The 17,717-nt window shown below is 48.4% G+C and carries 14 protein-coding genes; all 14 read right to left on the reverse strand.

Annotated features, from left to right (window positions below; genetic code table 11):
• Positions 1-152 precede the first annotated feature (152 nt).
• Positions 153-896, reverse strand: a complete 744-nt coding sequence (locus tag AC1DVJ_RS27195; RefSeq protein WP_477595324.1) for a creatininase family protein — start codon at positions 894-896, stop codon at positions 153-155.
• Between the two features lie 4 nt (positions 897-900).
• Positions 901-2,589: a polysaccharide deacetylase family protein gene (locus AC1DVJ_RS27200; protein ID WP_477595326.1), complete on the reverse strand. Its 1,689-nt coding sequence runs from the start codon at positions 2,587-2,589 to the stop codon at positions 901-903.
• Positions 2,590-2,629: 40 nt separating this feature from the next.
• Entirely contained in the window at positions 2,630-3,907 is a 1,278-nt protein-coding gene (locus AC1DVJ_RS27205) for a DegT/DnrJ/EryC1/StrS family aminotransferase (protein WP_477595328.1), read from the reverse strand.
• Positions 3,908-3,946: 39 nt separating this feature from the next.
• Positions 3,947-4,942: a Gfo/Idh/MocA family protein gene (locus tag AC1DVJ_RS27210; protein ID WP_477595330.1), complete on the reverse strand. Its 996-nt coding sequence runs from the start codon at positions 4,940-4,942 to the stop codon at positions 3,947-3,949.
• Positions 4,943-4,955: 13 nt separating this feature from the next.
• Complete coding sequence (locus tag AC1DVJ_RS27215; protein ID WP_477595332.1) at positions 4,956-6,692, reverse strand: polysaccharide deacetylase family protein; 1,737 nt, start codon at positions 6,690-6,692, stop codon at positions 4,956-4,958.
• A 55-nt stretch (positions 6,693-6,747) separates the two neighbouring features.
• Positions 6,748-10,467, reverse strand: a complete 3,720-nt coding sequence (locus tag AC1DVJ_RS27220; protein ID WP_477595334.1) for a hypothetical protein — start codon at positions 10,465-10,467, stop codon at positions 6,748-6,750.
• Complete coding sequence (locus AC1DVJ_RS27225) at positions 10,439-11,554, reverse strand: alanine racemase (protein WP_477595336.1); 1,116 nt, start codon at positions 11,552-11,554, stop codon at positions 10,439-10,441. The genes AC1DVJ_RS27220 and AC1DVJ_RS27225 overlap by 29 nt, the downstream gene beginning before the upstream one ends.
• Before the next feature lie 14 nt (positions 11,555-11,568).
• A complete protein-coding gene (locus AC1DVJ_RS27230; RefSeq protein WP_477595338.1) occupies positions 11,569-12,327 on the reverse strand; it encodes an SDR family NAD(P)-dependent oxidoreductase in 759 nt (252 codons plus the stop codon).
• 38 nt (positions 12,328-12,365) lie between these two features.
• Complete coding sequence (locus AC1DVJ_RS27235) at positions 12,366-12,761, reverse strand: Rid family detoxifying hydrolase (protein WP_477595340.1); 396 nt, start codon at positions 12,759-12,761, stop codon at positions 12,366-12,368.
• Between the two features lie 6 nt (positions 12,762-12,767).
• Complete coding sequence (locus AC1DVJ_RS27240) at positions 12,768-14,063, reverse strand: M20 family metallopeptidase (RefSeq protein ID WP_477595342.1); 1,296 nt, start codon at positions 14,061-14,063, stop codon at positions 12,768-12,770.
• Positions 14,064-14,065: 2 nt separating this feature from the next.
• Positions 14,066-15,382 carry a hypothetical protein gene (locus AC1DVJ_RS27245; protein ID WP_477595344.1) on the reverse strand — a complete coding sequence of 439 codons (1,317 nt, stop codon included), beginning with the start codon at positions 15,380-15,382 and terminating at the stop codon, positions 14,066-14,068.
• 20 nt (positions 15,383-15,402) lie between these two features.
• Complete coding sequence (locus AC1DVJ_RS27250) at positions 15,403-16,245, reverse strand: sugar phosphate isomerase/epimerase family protein (protein ID WP_477595346.1); 843 nt, start codon at positions 16,243-16,245, stop codon at positions 15,403-15,405.
• 96 nt (positions 16,246-16,341) lie between these two features.
• On the reverse strand, positions 16,342-17,280 hold the full coding sequence (locus AC1DVJ_RS27255) for a GNAT family N-acetyltransferase (protein ID WP_477595348.1): 939 nt from the start codon (positions 17,278-17,280) through the stop codon (positions 16,342-16,344).
• Between the two features lie 11 nt (positions 17,281-17,291).
• The coding region (locus tag AC1DVJ_RS27260) for a helix-turn-helix domain-containing protein (RefSeq protein ID WP_477595350.1) at positions 17,292-17,717 on the reverse strand (426 nt) is incomplete at its 5' end.

Here is a 17,717-nt window from a genome sequence, read left to right on the forward strand (position 1 = left end):
GCGCATATATCCTCGCCAATCGTTTTCTACTTGATTCCAACCAGCTATATTTTTCAATTCCATGGCAAAAGGTAGATCTTCCTCTGTCATTGCTCTCACGCGCAATCCGCTCTCATGCATGACTATCCCTCTCCTCTTAGTTGGCCCAAGATTTAGTTCTTCAGTTTGCGGATTCTTTCTTTTTCACTCTCAATTTGTTGCAAATAGGCTAATGAGCATTCTACCATTAAGTCCATCATTTTCAGGYCCTTCTCGGCGCTAGCAGACTCCGGATACCCCCAGTACCCATCCTCCGTTAATTCTGTAACATCGAAGTAATCCATGAAATCCTGAGGCACAGTCGTAGGAGCAGCTTGCGGGACATAGTCCTTTACATGTTCAGGACACAAATGCATGATATGAGAGGTTTCCTTTTCACCCCCGTGGATATCGAGCTTCGTATGTTCCATGACTTCATGCTGCCGTCCTAGAGCGACCGATGTGTGGATGAGAATGACTTCCATCTCTGCCGAACGGTCTGCGAAGTCTCGATTAAGCTGCCGAATCGTCGGCTTTAGTATCCAATTGCCACCGTGTCCGTTGATGAGAAGAAGGCGTTTGAAGCCAGAGTATAACAGCGATTCAGCAATATCTCTGATGACAAGCGCTAGCGTATCTGCCTTGAGATAAACGGTACCTTTGGCGGCACGGTGCTCGATAGAAGAAGCAATACTTATTGGAGGGAGCAGGTAGGCATCCAGCGACACAGCTAGTCTCTCTGCCAGCGCCCCAGCAATAATATTGTCTGTACCGTAAGGAAGATGGCTTCCGTGCTGTTCCAGTGCGCCAACTGGCAAAATCGCTATATCACATTCGGCATTCTGAAAATCTTTTCGATTATTATACATCGTTAGCATAGGTTCACCCTCTTTTCAGTTGTACGCACTTAATGCCAAAGCGCTCTTTGATAATCTGATCAGATCCTGGTTCCTCTTCCGAAAAAATCGGACGCCAAAAAATGGCCTTCTCAATTCCATGATCATCGATTTCGCTTCTGATGATGACATTCCCTTTTTCATCCAAACCGGTAATTCTCATTTGCCTACGTTTACGCTCCCAGTTGTTAATTTGACCCCCGGTCCAGAACGTGAATCCGCGTTCTTTTGCGATATGCACCGTTTGGAGCAAAGCTTCACGAACCTCAGGAGAGCTATGAATACGTCCTTGATGGTATAAGAAATGCGCTACACCGCGAACCTTCTCCACCTCTTCTAAAAAGGGGACAATTACGCTTGGATCTGTAAACTGCGGAATATCCTGTGTCAAAAATCCGATTTCCAGCACATCATAAAGACGATTGTTTTCATTCGACCAAGCCATCGGATAATACGGTTGGCAGGTTCCGAAAAGGAATCCAGCCGCTCCCGATTTGCTCGGCCCTCGCGTCTGATCCGATTCGATTCCGCATTCTTCACACCACTGGAACAGCTCACCCCAACCTTCAAATCGGGTAAAATGGTTTTTATTGCTGATCACTTTGCCTTGGGCCGTGTTCCGAAGCCACTCGAATTGCCGATGAAAGTCCGTTTGATCCCATCGGCCGCCCTCGTTGATATTCGAATTGAAATGAAGGGCCAGCTCATGACCCTCTCCCTCAATTCGCTCATAAAGCCATGCACTGTACCCAGGCTTCATCATGCACCAAGTGGAGTGAATACCCGCAGTTGCTAGTGTTTGCAGTGTAGTGACCGCGTCTTCGTCAAAATTCCGGTCGCTATCATGTGAAATCATGGCTACTCTCTCTACACCTTCTGGCCAATAATCAGAAAAAGGCACAGGTTTTTGTTTTTCAACCATTCGTCCTAGAATATGTGAGACAACGGCATCACGCCATAAATCTGCGTACGGATGTGCGAAGTAAGCCATCCCGGTTTCAGTCGTTTTTCTGTCATACTCCCAATTTAGCTCTAGCCCATCCTCAGCTTTAAGCAGCCCATCGTTCAAGTTCCCTGTCCCATCAGCAGCTGGTGTTCCGTCCTCCAGAACGGGTCCTGTTCCCTGCTGCAAACCAACAATCGTTCCCATCACATCGACGCTCCAACGTTCGATCGTTCCTAAACCGATTGTGAATTGTTGCAGCAGTGGTCCCGCTGAAACGCCTAGGGGAGCATTAGCAATCGTCCCCCATTCCTTGCATGCTTCTGCAGGGTCTTTCTGTTTTACCCAAGGCGAGGCACCTAGAAACCGCAGCGGTCTCGCGTCCCCCATCCCCTCCGGCAAATGAGCATATCCTGCAGTAAGCGGTTCTGTTCCGGCGAAGCCTAACCGACGTGCGAGCCCATTTAACCCAGCGAAGGTAACGACGATTCCTCCACGCTCCGCATAACGCCATATGGTGTCATTAGCAGTCTCGTGACTTGGTGCTGCAGCAATGAGGATGAGATCAAACTTGTTCTCCAGCATCTGATGTAGCTCATCAATCCATTCGAACGGGATGCCTGCATGGGAAAGCACTTCGCCAGCATAAAGTCCGAATGTATTGAGCCCGTAAGTCAATCGCTGCTCAAGAGCCCTTTTGTCCCGGAGTATTCCGATTCTCGCTATGTTCATACGTCGTTCTTCCTTTCTAATCCAGTTCAAACTCTTCTCATCAACCGTGAGTCTTGGCGCTTTCTTTGGCTTCCAGTGCCTTTAACACCTTCACGGCCGCTATAGCGATTTCATCCGCTTCTTCATCGGTGAGGATCGGGCTGATCAAAGTGATCGTTATTCTACCCAGCAGGTCATCGCATCTCGGACACATGTCTTTTGTATATACAACCGGGTTCTTGAATGGATAATTGTACGGGAAATTGTCCTTTTCGGCTGTACGCTGCTCGAAGAAACATGGGATCATATAACAAGGTATACCATCGTACATCGCATGAGTAGAGACATTTTCCGCTTTCATTGCTGCTGCGTATTCTTGGGCCCGTTCCAACGTAGCATGAACGATGCCAAGTACACAGCCAGTATCGCCGTCGTCGTCAACGGCCGCGCGGAACCTCACACTCGGCATCGCGGCCGCAATTAAGGAGCGAATTTTACGGTGATGTCTTCTCATAGTACCGATCACGGTATCGAGCTTCTTCCACTGTTCGATCATGACGGCGCCGGTCAGCTCGCTCATCCGGTAATTTTGTCCGGACATGACGAATTGGGGCTCGATTTGAAAGCGTTCTTTGTCCCGGAACATGCCTTGGTCATGATAGCGCACAGCACGTTCGAACAACGTGGGATTCGAGGTAATGACCGCTCCGCCTTCACCTGCCGTCAGCATTTTATTCATTTGGAAGCTGAACACGCCAATGTCTCCAATTGTGCCGCAAATCTTTCCTTTGTAGGTGCAACCTTGGGATTGTGCAACGTCTTCAATCACGTAGATGTTGCGTTTTTTGGCAAACGCCATTATTTTATCCATGTCACACGGACTTCCGTTGATGTGAACCACGATGATCGCTTTGACTTCATCATCGTAAACCCGTTCTAGATCGTTCGCATCCAAGTTGAGCGTCTCGTCCATGTCGACGTATACGGGAACCGCATTACTGCTTACGACGGCTCCTGCCGTTGCGATGAACGTATTTGCCGGTACAATCACCTTGTCGCCGTAACCGATTCCGAGCGCCTTCATGGCAACCACCAAACCGGCCGTACAAGAAGAGACGCCAAGCACATAGGGGATATTCAAGTCCCGTGCTATCATGTCTTCCAAAGCCTTTACCGCATACTGCATATCCGGGCCGTAGTAACGGAACGGTGATTGGGCAGCCAACACCTTTGAGACGGAATTGATTTCTTCTTCTCCGATCAGCATCGAGCCTCGGAAAGGTGGAGGCAGCGGTTTGCTCCTAACTGGTTTTCCTCCGTCGATTGCTAACTTATCCATATTTCAGTTCCTCCTTCAATTTATAAATCAAAGTGGTTCTTACACACTTGTTAGCTTTGTGCTCGCACGGTCGATGTTCAGCACGGCCGCATTCGCGCGATATACGTCCTCCACCGACAAACGATGCGGTTTTCCAGCGATTTGATTTAAGAAATCTGCCGCCAGTGTGGCGGGTGGAGTCTTGATCTCCCAGCGAGTCGTCTTGTTATGATGATCGGTAAAGGCAACGAATGGTCCCGGTTGTCCAAGCGGGTCTCCGGACGTCCGGATTTCGGCTCTGCCTTTCGTACCGGATACGAATATCCGGCCGTCTCCCCAAGATTCGAACGCTTCTGGCATCAACCAATCTGATTTCATCGTAGCGGTTATATGGCCTTCCAGAAGCACGTTAACAACAGCATTTTCATAAAGACTTGGATACTCCGGAAACCGATTTTTAATCAACATGCTATTGTGCCCAACGATTTCCTTGCCCGTAAACCACCACAGCATATCGACGTCGTGAATCATCAGATCGATGATCAGACCACCGTTCAGCGTTTTATCGAAAAACCAATCAGGTCTTGCGGCCGGATGAAGTTTATGCGGCTTCAAGAAGGTGAAATCCTCGATTTCGCCTAGCAGCCCTTCGTCAATCATTGCTTTCAGCGTAAATTGAGCCGGAGCAAAGCGGGCGGTCAGCATCATTCCGAGTTTGATCCGCTTACGGTCAATCACCTGACGGAGCCTGCTCAAGCCGTTCTGGTCGATGACAACCGGTTTATCCGTCATAACGTGGATCCCGTATTTTTCAGCCCATTCAATCACGTCGATTTTGCTAATGTTGGGACCAGCGCTGCCAATGATTTCTACTCCCTGTTCAAGTAGTTCATCCATGGACTGGAACAGTGGTACGCCATAAGAAGCCGCGTACTGCCCCGGAATAGGATAATCGCTCTGGTCGAATATTCCTGCAAACTGATGTCCTTCTTTGATCATTTCTTCGATAAATGACTTGATATGATAGTGCTGACATCCGACAATAGCAAATTTCATGTTTGTTCAACTCCTATTTTGATTTGCTCCTCGACATTCGTTTGCACACAATTCCGAATTTCATTTCAACGATGTCTTCTGGGTTTGTCTGTTCATCCTCGCGAAGCGGCCGCCAGAAACAAGCTTGAGCTGCATGGTCAGCAGTGCCAAGGATGACAGAATCGTCTTCCGTCACGCCAATGATGCGAATGGTTCTTCGTGCCCGTTCCCAATCGTTGATCTGACTGCCGGTCCAGAAAGTGAAGCCCCTTTCCAGTGCTTCCTTGACGACTAGTCGAAACGCTTCCCGCACTTCGGGGAACCTTTGAATGCGCCCCTGGTGGAATAGGAAATGAGCTACGCCCCGAACAAGGCTTACCTGCTCCAAGAAAGGAACGATGACACCCGTATCGGTAAATTGGGGAAGGTCCTGTGTAAGAAAACCGACTTCCAGAACGTTGTATAGCCGGTTCTTTTCATCCGACCAAGCTATCGGGAAATAAGGGTGGCACGTTCCGAACAAGAAGCCGGCATTTCCTTTCTTGCTCGGTCCCCGCGTCTGATCTGATTCGATGCCGCAAGCTTCACACCACAAAAATAGCTCTCCCCAACCCTCGATGAGGGTCATGTGATTTTTGTTGGTGACCGCCTTTTGTACGACATTATCCTTCAGCCATTCAGCTTGGCGCTTAAAGTCCTCTTGTGTCCAACTTCCGCCTTCGTTTACGTTTGAGTTGAAATGCAGCGCAAGTTCATGTCCTGCTTCCCTAATCCGCGGATAGAGCCATGCGCTATAGCCCGGCTTCATCATGCACCATGTCGATTGGATCCCGTGTTCCTCTAGAATTTCCAAAGTCGCAATGGCGTCTTCGTCCCAGTTGCGGTCACTGTCATGGGAAAGCATGGCTATTTTTGTTATTCCTTCAGGCCAATAGTCAACAAATGGCAATATTTTGCCCTTCTGCGCCATTTTTCGCATAATGTGAGAGACAATAGCCTCTCGCCACAAATCAGCGTAAGGATGAGCGAAATAGGGAGCCCCTTGTTCCGTTTTCATTCGGTCGTACGTCCAATCTAGTTCTACTCGGTCGTCTGCCTTCCACAGTCCTTCATCGACGGGTGCGCTGCCGTCCGGTGCGGGAACTCCGTCGTCAAAGACAGGTGCTGTCCCCTGCTGCAAACCGACGATTGTGCCCAGTAGATCGATGCTCCATCGTTCGATTGAGCCCGCACCGACCTGAAATTGCTGCAGCACCGATCCAAGCTTCTTTCCCTTCGGCTCGCAGGCGATCGAGCCCCATTCCATACTTCCGTGAAGCGCTCCATTCGTGTCACGTACGCCGGGTCCCCAATCGCCCCCTTCCGCATGCTGCTGAGGGCGCAACCAAGGAACGGCGCCGAGAAATCGGAGCGACCGGGTGTCACCGAGGCTCTCTGGCAATTCGGCGTAGCCTGTCGGGATCGAGACTGATTTCATATAGCCGAACCGCTTCGCCAATGCGTTGATTCCCGCATAACTGACGACGATCCCGCCACGCTCCGCGTAAGCCCAGATCGATTGAGATGTCGCTTCATCATTCGGGGCTGCTGCTACGATAATCAAATCATAGAATCTTTCCAACATATGATGGACGCTGTCCAACCATTCGAAAGGAATTCCAACATGGGAAAGCACTTCTCCAATGTACCGTTCGAACACGTTCAAACCGTATTTATACCTTTGTTCTTCTATGCGCCGATCCAGTAATATTCCGATTCTCGCGAAGTTCATATTCGGCCCCCTCCATAGAAAAGCTATCTCATTGCTATTATCCCGAGATCTCGTTCTAGCTTAAGTTAAGGCGAAGTACATTAGCGAGCGAGAACGAATCCCCGAGCTTCACGTCCATGTGCACCCTTTTACCACGATATTCGATAATCTGTTTATTACCCAAACCAAGCCGCTTATGTGGAGAAGGCCAACCTTCTTCCAATTTAATGAGCGTCATGTCTGAGCGAAACTTCAGAGAGCGTCCGTCAATTTGCGGATCTAACAGGTAGTAAGCAGATGGCTTCAAGTAATCCGCAGAGTCAATTAGCGCAGCCTGCCCTTGAAACGCATGTTTCAAGTTCTCGTCAACTTGATCGAGCTCAACTCCAATGGTTCGAGTATCTGCATCCACCTCTTTTACAACCCCTCTATAGGTTGAAGCATCCGCCGACCACTCTCCCTCCGCTGTTCGGATTAGGGAGTATCGTACCGCTTCAAGTTGAACAAGGCGGTTATCCCGATAGCGTAGCACCAATGCCTTGGCATCCGTTTCAATCATTCGTCCTTGGGAATCACAGTAACGAACTGTTTCCCCTTCCGTATAAGAACTGAGTATAATATCCCGATGAATACCGTCCTCATACCGAATCTCCATGCCGGTTGACATAGGGTGATGAGGGGCTGATTCCAGGGCTGGCATCAGCGGATGAACAGCTTGCAGGAACGTCGTTCCCTCGAACGGCTCCAACACGCTAATAAAACCTGCTGAATGAGTCGCAGCGTCCAAATTGTCTTCGTCCCGCCATAAAACATAGGGTTCCCAACGGGATTTCCGCATTTCCTCCCCGCCCTTTTCTCCGAGGCATAGGATGAGTTCGCGCTGTTCCCCTTTTGGAACTGTATGAATTTTCAAGGACGCAGCACCATAAGGGAATGTCCAGGAAACGGGTCGATTCAACTTAACCTTGCGCAAAGCTTTCATCCATCCGTAGCCAGGCTTGCTGTATAAAGGAACATCCGAACCAGCTAGTGTGCCTTCCATCGGCATCCACTCTGATTCCTCGATACCTTCGAATCGTATGGATTCTGGCGTACAGTCCATTCCTACCGTATTATAATCGAACGTTTTCCCGCCCGATAAGCCATTAAAATCAACAATATAAGCGTTCTCCTGATCAGGAGCTTGAACGATCCAACACCAACGCTCGTAAAGCGTTCCCGGATAAGCAGTTGTATTATCAAGTCCCGCCATTTGGAGTATATGACCCTCGTAGTGGCTTTTTTGGCGTGAATAGGAATGCATCTGATCCTTACCATCGACTATAGCAACAGTACAAGCGGCCGCATGTGTTTCCCATGCCTCATATTTGGGACTGAGCCACGTGAACGGATATCTTCCGCCTGAGGCTTGCAGATGATACCCGTAGCCTCCAATCCACAAACCCAGCTTATCACCATGATGGTGTCCTGCGGTCGGCTGTCCATACAGCATCACATGCTTGCAATTGTGAGCATTCGTACCTACTCGGAACATACTCGTTTCAGAGTCTTGCAGAAGGAAAGAAGGTTGAAGTTGATCGGACTTCGCCTCATATTGCTGGTATTCCTCCCACTCGGCCGCTGTAGCAAGCAGTAATAAAGAGTGCTTATTGTTCGTATCTCGAACACTCCGGAGGCGGTAAGCGGTTAACTCCTCCTGTTCATATCGGGATAAAAGCCCGCCTATGACCGAACGAAGCGATGGCGAACGGCGGTAAATGATTTCATAGGAAGGTGTATATGTGATTTTGCCTTTCCTACGATCTTCAGAGATCGGCTCCACATTATCCGCAAGTGTGTCGCCAAACATAGGAATCAGGCTTCCCGAACGCAGCTTCGCAAAAAGTCCGATCACCTGCTTCAGACTGAAATTCGAGTCTTCAAAAAGATCGATTCCGTTTAGAAAATGCTCCTCATCCGTGAACCCGTAGTTGTTGTTTGCCATCATGGACACTTGCTCGCAAATGGCTGCCATATAGCCCAATGAATCGTAAATATAACGGCCATCTCGGAAAAAGTTATTACGAAACTTCGATTCCAAGCTATATTTTCCACCATACAAAATATGATGCATAAGCTTGCCGCTACCCATATACGAGGCGATAAGCAACTGTAAATATATCCAACGCAGAGACCAGTCGGCATCGCGAGTTTTCTCAATTTCGCAACTGTACAGAATGTAAGGAATCATTTCGTGGACAGCGGTGTTCACATGGAATGGAATAGTTCTCTTCTTATTTTCTGCATCGGGTTTGGATGCAAAAAAGTGTTCTAAGTCAGGACGAAACTCTTCTGCAGCGTCATAAAGCAGGTCTGCTGCTTCAAAAAAATTAGAAAGCCAGTGGGATTCCGTCGTTGTCGGCTCGGATATTTGCACAGTATCGTAATAGCCAGATCCATAGTTGCCGTTCATATACGGCACCAGCTCGGCAATTCGCCCAATTAGCAGTAAAGCTTTGAAGGCATATTTCTTATCCCCAGTCAGCAAGTAAGCATAAGMCAAGTTATTAATCGCACCAGAGTTTTGCATGCCGGTCGTCTCTTCGCAGACATTTTTATCCTCCAATACGGCGCAATACGGATTTCCCATCAACATGGATAGGATGAATAGACGGTACGATGCCGTAAACATATACCTTACACCAGGATTTGGAAATCCTTCTGGTGCCAAAAACCCTTGGCCATAATCGTCCATTATGATCTCTTCGCCAGTTGTTGGGTTTTGCAGTGTCATCCCGTTATACCACCATTTTTGGGTCTTAGGGTTATAATATTGATAAGGCCGCTCTAGACAAAGCTGATAAGCAGTTCGTTTGCCGCCTTCGAGAGGATCCCCGAAATATTGGCCAACTGAAAGTGCCCTAGGGTTGCCTACGGGTACCAACTCGAACAGCTCATCGTCGCTTTTGGCAGCCCAGTAATCTGCAATTTGCAGGATTTCTTCTTTCACTCGTCCGCCCCAAAGTGTCGTGTTTGCAGACTCACGAGCCTGGTCAACGTCTGCTCTAGATAATCTAGCCGTAAAGCCCTTACGTTTCTCCGTCACATAGCCGTATATTTCTTGAGGTATCTGCCACTTCTCCCATCGCGTAAAAAAGAGCGTACTATCTGTTTGAACCTTTTTCTTCCTCGTCTCGATCTCCTCTTCGGACAGCCCCCGGGTCAGCAGCAAATCACCCATCCCTAAACCCATCGTCGGCCGATCGCCTGGAATACCCGACCACGTAATCAGCGTGGTTTCATCTCCGTTTTTTAGCGTACGTACCGCATTAAAACCGAGGATTCGCTGCTCTGGTGACTCAATCCGCAAGAGCCGCAGCGGCATACTTAAAGTTAGGTTTACAAAGCCTTCCGAAGTCGAAATCGAATATGCTATGTCGGGAGGAATCTCCAGACTTTCAATTTCATACAGAAATTCCTCATACACCACGCTGCCATCCTGTTTAAACTTTATCGAAAATGCCCCATGACGTTTCCTGCGCGTATGGCCAAAATCGAAAAAAAGCGCGACTTCGCCGTCGGCTTCGGGAGGGACAGACTCATAACGCAAATTGAGGCAAAAATTATCTGATTCTGTATAGGCACGGAATGAAATAGCGTGATCTGAGTCCTTGAGTTTAACAATCTTCGCTCGGAAGCCCAGATCGGCAACCTTAAACTTCTCTGATTGGGCAGCTTCGAAAATGGTGTTGTGTTCATGTACCAGATAAAGGGGATAAGTCTCTTGATTATTGTACTTTTCCACGCGCATCGACATGTAGCACCCTTTCCATTCGGCCATTACGAATGCCGATTAACTGATCATGCATGTTGGTCGTAGTGCAGCAATGGTTCGGGAGAAACAGAAGCTGCTGTCCAACAGATAGCTTCATTCCTTCTGGAACCCTCACAGTTCCATGTTCTTCGCTTAGCCGTTCAATGATTACGTCCTCACGGCCGTATAATGTTCCATAGCCCTTCCGATGGGGATTTAAATCACTGGAAAAAGTCTTGGAGCCCCCATCGATGATGACCATCCCCTCCCGCGGAGCGCTCACAACAGTAGCTGCCACGTAGAGGGCACAGTCGTCAGATCCCGCTACGCCAAGATCCCGTTGTGTGCCGTCGTTAAACACGTAGGAACCAGGACGCATTTCGGTTACACCGATTTGTTCCGCTATGAAGGCAGCAGTTGGCGTTGACCCCACGCTAATTTGTTCGACATAGATCCCATCTCTCTTCAACATCTCCTGCGTCATCACTAACAGCTCGGCTTCGTTTCTGGCTGCTGAGCGCAGTTCTTCCGTACTTTTGGATCCATATGAATTTCCGGCATGCGTCATGAGCCCGGTAACTTTCAAACCGGGAAGACGGCTCATTTCCTTCACTAATAGCGCTGTTTCTTCCCCTGGCTCTCTGCCGCAGCGATTCAACCCCGTATTAACGTCAACGTAAATCGCCACTTTACAGCCCATGGCCTCACCGAGATCGGACAATCCGCGTGCTACCTCGAGGTCATCTGTACTGACCGTCACATCCGCACGCAGCATTAATTGGCGCAAGCGCGAAAGCTTCGTCTTCCCTACGATGGGATAGGCAATCAAGATATCTCGAATCCCAGCGTTTGCCATCACTTCTGCTTCGCTAAGCTTTGCCACCGTAATCCCATTCGCCCCTAATTGGAGCTGTTTATGGGCAATCCATGAATTTTTGTGTGTTTTTGTATGAGGTCGGAGTTTAACCCCAGCGGTCTTAGCCGCTTCTGCCATCCTTTGGAGATTTCGTTCCATGATGTCCAAATCTACGAAAACACTAGGTGTTTCGAGTGTTTGGAGAGCATCGGGCAGTTCATAGATCTCATTCATAATCGTGCCTCCCGTTACGCAAGTTTGATGACTTGGCCGCCATCCACAACAAGGTTGTGGCCGGTCATGTAACGAGATTCGTCTGATGCTAAAAACAAAGCAGCATCCGCTATCTCATCCGGCTGACCGACTCGGCCCATCGGAATCGTTTTGACATAATCAGATATAGCCGGAGGATCGTCAATCATCGACTTTGTAAGTCGAGTTTCAATAAAGCCTGGACATAACGCATTCACCCGGATTCCGTAAGGTGCCAACTCCAGCGCCATAGACATGCTTAGCAGGTTCATGCCGCCTTTTGTCACATTGTAATGCGCCTGCATGGCTTCCGCGTTAATGCCATTCACGCTTGACATATGAATGATAGAGCCACCCGTCCGTCGTTCCATCATTTCTCGAGCAACTCGCTGTCCGACGAGAAAAGCACCCTTCAAATTCACATTCATGTGCTCATCCCAATCTTCCTCTGAGATGTCTAAGAATGCGCTCATTCCACAAATGCCCGCATTGTTAACCAATATATTTACAGCACCCCAGCGTTCGATAACCGCGTCCACCAATCGGTCAACCTGACTTTTCACCTGAACATCAACCTGAACCGTCATAATCTCGCCGCCTTCGCGTCGAATAAGGCTTGCCGCCTCTTCTAGAGCGGTAAGGCTGCGACCTGCAATCGCCACCTTAGCGCCTTCTTTAGCGAAACGAACGGCTGTTGCCAGTCCGATACCGAGCGAACCACCTGTAATGATCGCTACTTTACCTTCAAGCCTCATTATGAGTCCTCCTAGTTAAATCCTTATCCTGTGGATTCTTAACCCTCCGGGATGACAGCTACAACGTCCACTTCCACACGTACGGTCAATTGACTGCCGACCGTTGTGCGAACCGGGCGAATGGGTCCTGGAAAAAGCTCTTTATATACACTGTTAAACCGTTCAAAATCTTTTAAGTCTTCCAAATGTGCCGTAACTTTAACCACATCCTGTAAAGTAGCTCCCGCCGCATTAAGAATCGCTTCTAGGTTACGAAACACAAGCCGCGTCTGCTCCTCAATCGTACCCTCCACGACTTCTCCCGTTAAGGGATCTAACGGTCCTTCTCCTGATGTGTAAATAAGATTCCCTACCCGAATCCCCTGTGAATAAGGACCCGTATTTTGCGGCGCTCCGGTTGTGCTAATCTCTTCTTTGACCCACTTATTTGCCATTTGCAATTATCCCCCGCTTTCTACTCCGCACCATTCAACTATGGCGGAGATATAAATTTTGGCGAGCTTGATCAAGCTTTCAATGTCTACAAACTCGTCTGGAGCATGAGCATTCTCTCCAACCGGTCCAAGTATGACAGCCGGCGTGTCTGAGTAACAATTGAACATAAATGCGTCACAAGCAAATGGCGCCGTGTAAGCTCCAACAGGCATACCCCATTCCTCTTCCGCCTGCTGCAGCAAAATGTTCGTAAGTGGTGTATCAGCACGGCTTCCAGGGATAAACCGGGTGATCAACTCCCAGTCGACTTCAAGCCCAACCAGTTCCGGTTGTGAAGTTAACGAACGTATCGCACCAATAAATTCTGACTCCAAGACTGAGAACGACTCACCTGGCAAACATTCGACCCAAATTTCAATCATGCAAGTCTCCGGGATCCCGTCTGCCATTCCAGGCTCAAAGCCCCCAGCCTGGATCATCGATAGCACGACCGCAGGACTTTGTGACTCGCCAGTCGGTGTAACGAAACATTTACGCGTCTGCATGTCATTCTGGTAACGCTCAATAGTTCGTATAAGGTGTGCCATTCCGTAGACCGGATTTCGCAGTTCTTCACCGCCAAAGCCCATGCCGCCTTTGCCTCGAACACTTATCTTCCATGCAGCTCCACCCATGTGGGAGTCACAGACCCGCATGTTAGTAGGTTCTGGAACGATCGCAGCGTCTGCTCGGTTTCCGCGAACGCGGCCTGCCAAAGTCCCGTTGGCACCGCCCATCTCTTCATCTACTACGCTCTCGAAGCTAAGGTCGCCGAGCAATTGGATTTCTTTTTCCTGCAAATATTGAAAAGCAAGCAAGACGGCAGCGGTACCGCCTTTCATGTCATTTGAACCGCGACCATACAAACGGTCCCCTATGATGACAGGTTGAAAAGGGTCCTCCGCTGTTTTGCCGGGAATGCCTGGTACGACGTCTGCATGAACGGCAAATAGCAGTGATCTTCCTTCGCCCTTTCCCTTTTTGTAAGCATATAAATTCGGCCGATCCGTATAGTTGCGTTCCCCCCAGTAAGCCTGATGTGTTCTCAATCCATCAACCCCAGATAATGCGTACAACTCTGCATCGAAATCGAGCTCTATTAATGCCTTTTCCAGGTATTGCTGCATGGGCAATTCTTTCCCATTGGGAGGTTTATTTTCGCTCGGAATGGCCACCATCTCTATAAGCCTCTTTACAAGAGGGTCTTTTTGATTGCGTACCCAGCTTTCCAAATCTTGGTCGGCAAATATCGCTTTACTCAATCTCATATTCCTCCATCCGAATCGCATAATTGTTTTAAGAGCCCAAGTACCGTGTCGACCATTCGTTCACCGGAGTCAGGGGCTAGCCGGGTTCGAGAAGTTAAACGAGTCTCGTATCCGCCCTGAACGAACGCTTCTCGGGTTGCTACATATCCGTTGACGCCGTTCGCATAAGCAGCGATTAGTGTATGGGGGGAGGGTGATCTTTGTTTAAGGTCGTGACCGAATTCCACAAATAATTCACATGGGAAGGCTGCAATTGCAGACGCCCCAATTCGAAGCGCCTGAATTTCAACGAATACTTCCGTTTCCTGCCGCTCACTAAGAGTGAGAAGCTGCTTGGCAAAAAAGGAGTCCGCCTCCGTTATTGCTTTCGTATTCTCAGGGTGTTCTGACGCACGAAGCAGATCTTCAGCTTTCTGGAGATCCTCTGATGACGGCTTGCGTACAGTAAGTGAAAGCAGCTCGCATCGCCCTTCTACATGAAGCGAATTCTCCGTAACAGCTTTTTCTCTAGTTTTGATAACTTCACCCGCTAACACTCTCCCCAAATGGCGAAAGGCGTCAGGCTCGGGTCGTAAGGAATGCATAAAATCAAGATGATTAATATTCCCACAAGCCCCGTTAAGAAAAAGGCTTACGAACGAATTACCGTAAACCGCTTTCAATACACGGCTAATTTCTCCTGGATAGTCGGCGCTATACCGTTTTCCACCTATCGTGTCAGGATGACAGGCGAAATTCGTTATGACGCCAAGCGGACTGCCGTCCTCGCCATCTAAACGAATGACGAATACATCTGGATCAATAGGACCAGCCGGCTCTAGGATATCTGGATTGTTAAAACCTGGATTAGTCCGAAGACTTCCATCCCGCATAAAATAACGACGATTGAACGAGATCCCGTCCTCTTCGCCTTTAGCGAAACCAATTTGGGCTTTACGCTTGTTCTCATAAGCCAAAACTGTTGCATCTGCAGCCTTTTTGATTAAATACGCTGTGTACTCATCACCATCTGGACCGCGATCCCGATAAATGGGTCCACCTGTATGGGTATGTGTAGCAGCAACTAAAATATGCGATGCAGGAATTCCAGTACCCGCTGTCACCCGTTTGCGGATTGCATCCACTTCTTCCTTCTCAATACCGATCGTATCGAGTACGATTATGGCCGTGAAGTTATGACCGTCTCCAATTACAACGGCTTTGACGTACAGATTGTCTTTGATCCCAATGGCAGGTCTCGGTGTAAAATATCCTGGAATGGCAAACCCCAGCGGGGGTGTGATATCAATTTCGCATAAGCCGCATTCAATCATGGTTTGTTCGTTCCTCTCTTCTACATCCGGTTACTCACGGGTATGCCGAGTTTTTGCTCGACATAGTCCCTGCAGACCATCAGACTGTTCAGAGGGGTGCTTGTGGTCTGATCAATTTCAATAGTCATCCAGCCGTCGTATTGGATTTCCTCCAAAAGACGAACAACAGCCGGGAAATCAATGGATCCAAGCCCCAGTTCACAAAAAATCGGCAGCGCCTCGTCTCCGGAAAAAACAGGAAAATGAGTACGATCCGGTTCGTCCGGAGTCACGTCCTTGATATGCATATAAGCAATCCTATCCTTGTATCGCCGCATCACGGTGACAGGATCCATGCCTGCCTTCGTTAAATGGGCTGTATCCGGACAAAAGAAGACGAAGTTCGGGTCCGTCATTTCCATAATGGCATCGAGTTCGTTTTCATCTTGAATTTCTGTATTCAGATGCGGGTGCACACAGGCTTTCACACCAAGATCGTAGCATCGTTTGGCAGATTCATTAATCGCTCTTGCGGCGGTCTTTAATTCCTCTAACGTCGTACCTCCCGCTGTTCGCGGTCCTCGCGGTCCAAGTACGATCCGATCGCTGCCGTTCTGAGCGGCAAATCTAGCGACACGCGTATTATATTCCACTGTCTCATGGAATTGCGAAGCATCGCTGAAACGCCCCCCACCATATAACGCGGATAAAACTAGACCATTTCGCTCAAATAATGCTTTGAATTCATGAATGCGATCTTCGTATTTCAGTGCAATTCTTGTAAAAGTTTCGCAAGCACGGAAGCCCAGAGACGACGCTTCCTCCATCCCTTTAACGAAATCCTCTTCCCACGTAATTAAGTGGCAGGATACTTTCATCTTCATCACCGGTACTCCTCCTCTTTACCCATTGGGAGATACCCTAACTTTATTCTATTTTTTCCTGAATCGGGATGGTATTTTATATGGAAATATGTCATTTCATGAGTAATCTTCTTTGGCATATAGATGGTAGGTTTTCCAGATAGAAAACCCTGCTTTGGCATAGAAATCGACCTCCGACGTCCAATCGATGACCATTAAATGATGATTCCTTTCTTGTAAAACCCTCATACCTGCTTGAAGAACGGCTTTTCCGTACCCAYACCCACGATATGGAGCCGCTATGCCCATTGGACCGATGCCACCGCATGGCTCTTGAAAACAAGGACTCCAGAATTGATTGCCAGCCAGGATGGGGGAATTCTCATCATTAATACGGCAAAAGCCGATAATAGTACCCGACTTACGCAAGAGAACAAATTCTCTGCCTGTTCCCCCTGATGCAAAATACCGGTTCGTCGTCTCTTCCCAACGCCCAGGAAAGTATATGTTCATGAAAGCGAGTAAATCTTCACGATCTGGTTCTCCAGCAACAGACATCGTTACTTGCGACCCAAGATCTTTCTCTACGAGTACCTTACAACGAAAATCACCTAACAGATCGTAGGTGCTTCCTCGTTGCTTGAACCCACGATTCTCAACCCAACGTTTCATACCTACGTATTGGGAGGGTACTCCGGGAAAGAAATGACCAGAATCCCCGCCTAGGGAAATAGAGCTCATTCCTAAGTCAGTTAACGATTTTTCAGCCAATTTGAGCAAAGTACCGCCAATACCTAAATTTCTATAACGAGAATCAACAAGCAGCATTGAAATATAACCCACACCGATTCGCTGATATTTGCATATGACAACCCCCACCATAATGTCGGACGATTCGTCCTCAACGACAAAAGAACCCTCCGATAAAAAATCCGGGTGGTTCAAACTGTTTTGATACAATAGACGAGTGCGGAGCGGAAAATCGCCCCCTATCTCCCGATTCCACAATTCGCAAATTCGTTCCATATGGCTTGGGTTTAGCTTCACTGTTCGCATTTCCAACCTCCTCATCCTTCTAAGGAATGGCGGTACTCCGTCGGTGAAAACTTGTAATACTTCTTGAACACTTTAGCAAAATGAGCATATTCATTATAGCCGACCGCATAAGCAACCTCGTACACCTTATTGTTCGGATCACTCAATAGCTCGATCGCCTTGTCCATTCGTAATTTGGCTATATATTGTGTGTAGCTAACACCTACTTCTTCTTTGAACGACTTACTGAAATACGTAGGCGACATCCCTGCAAGTTCAGCTGCGTTCATCATGGAAAACGATTCGTTCGCAAAATTCTGATTGATCTGTTTCAAGGATTCCAACATATTTTTATGCGAACCCCAATTCCGAATATGCCGGATTTCATCCATTGCACATTGCAGCATCAGTTCAATATGTCGTTTCAATTGCTCGGCCTGACCGTTCCATTCATAGTC

Source organism: Paenibacillus sp. P4_A9 (genome assembly GCF_056402415.1).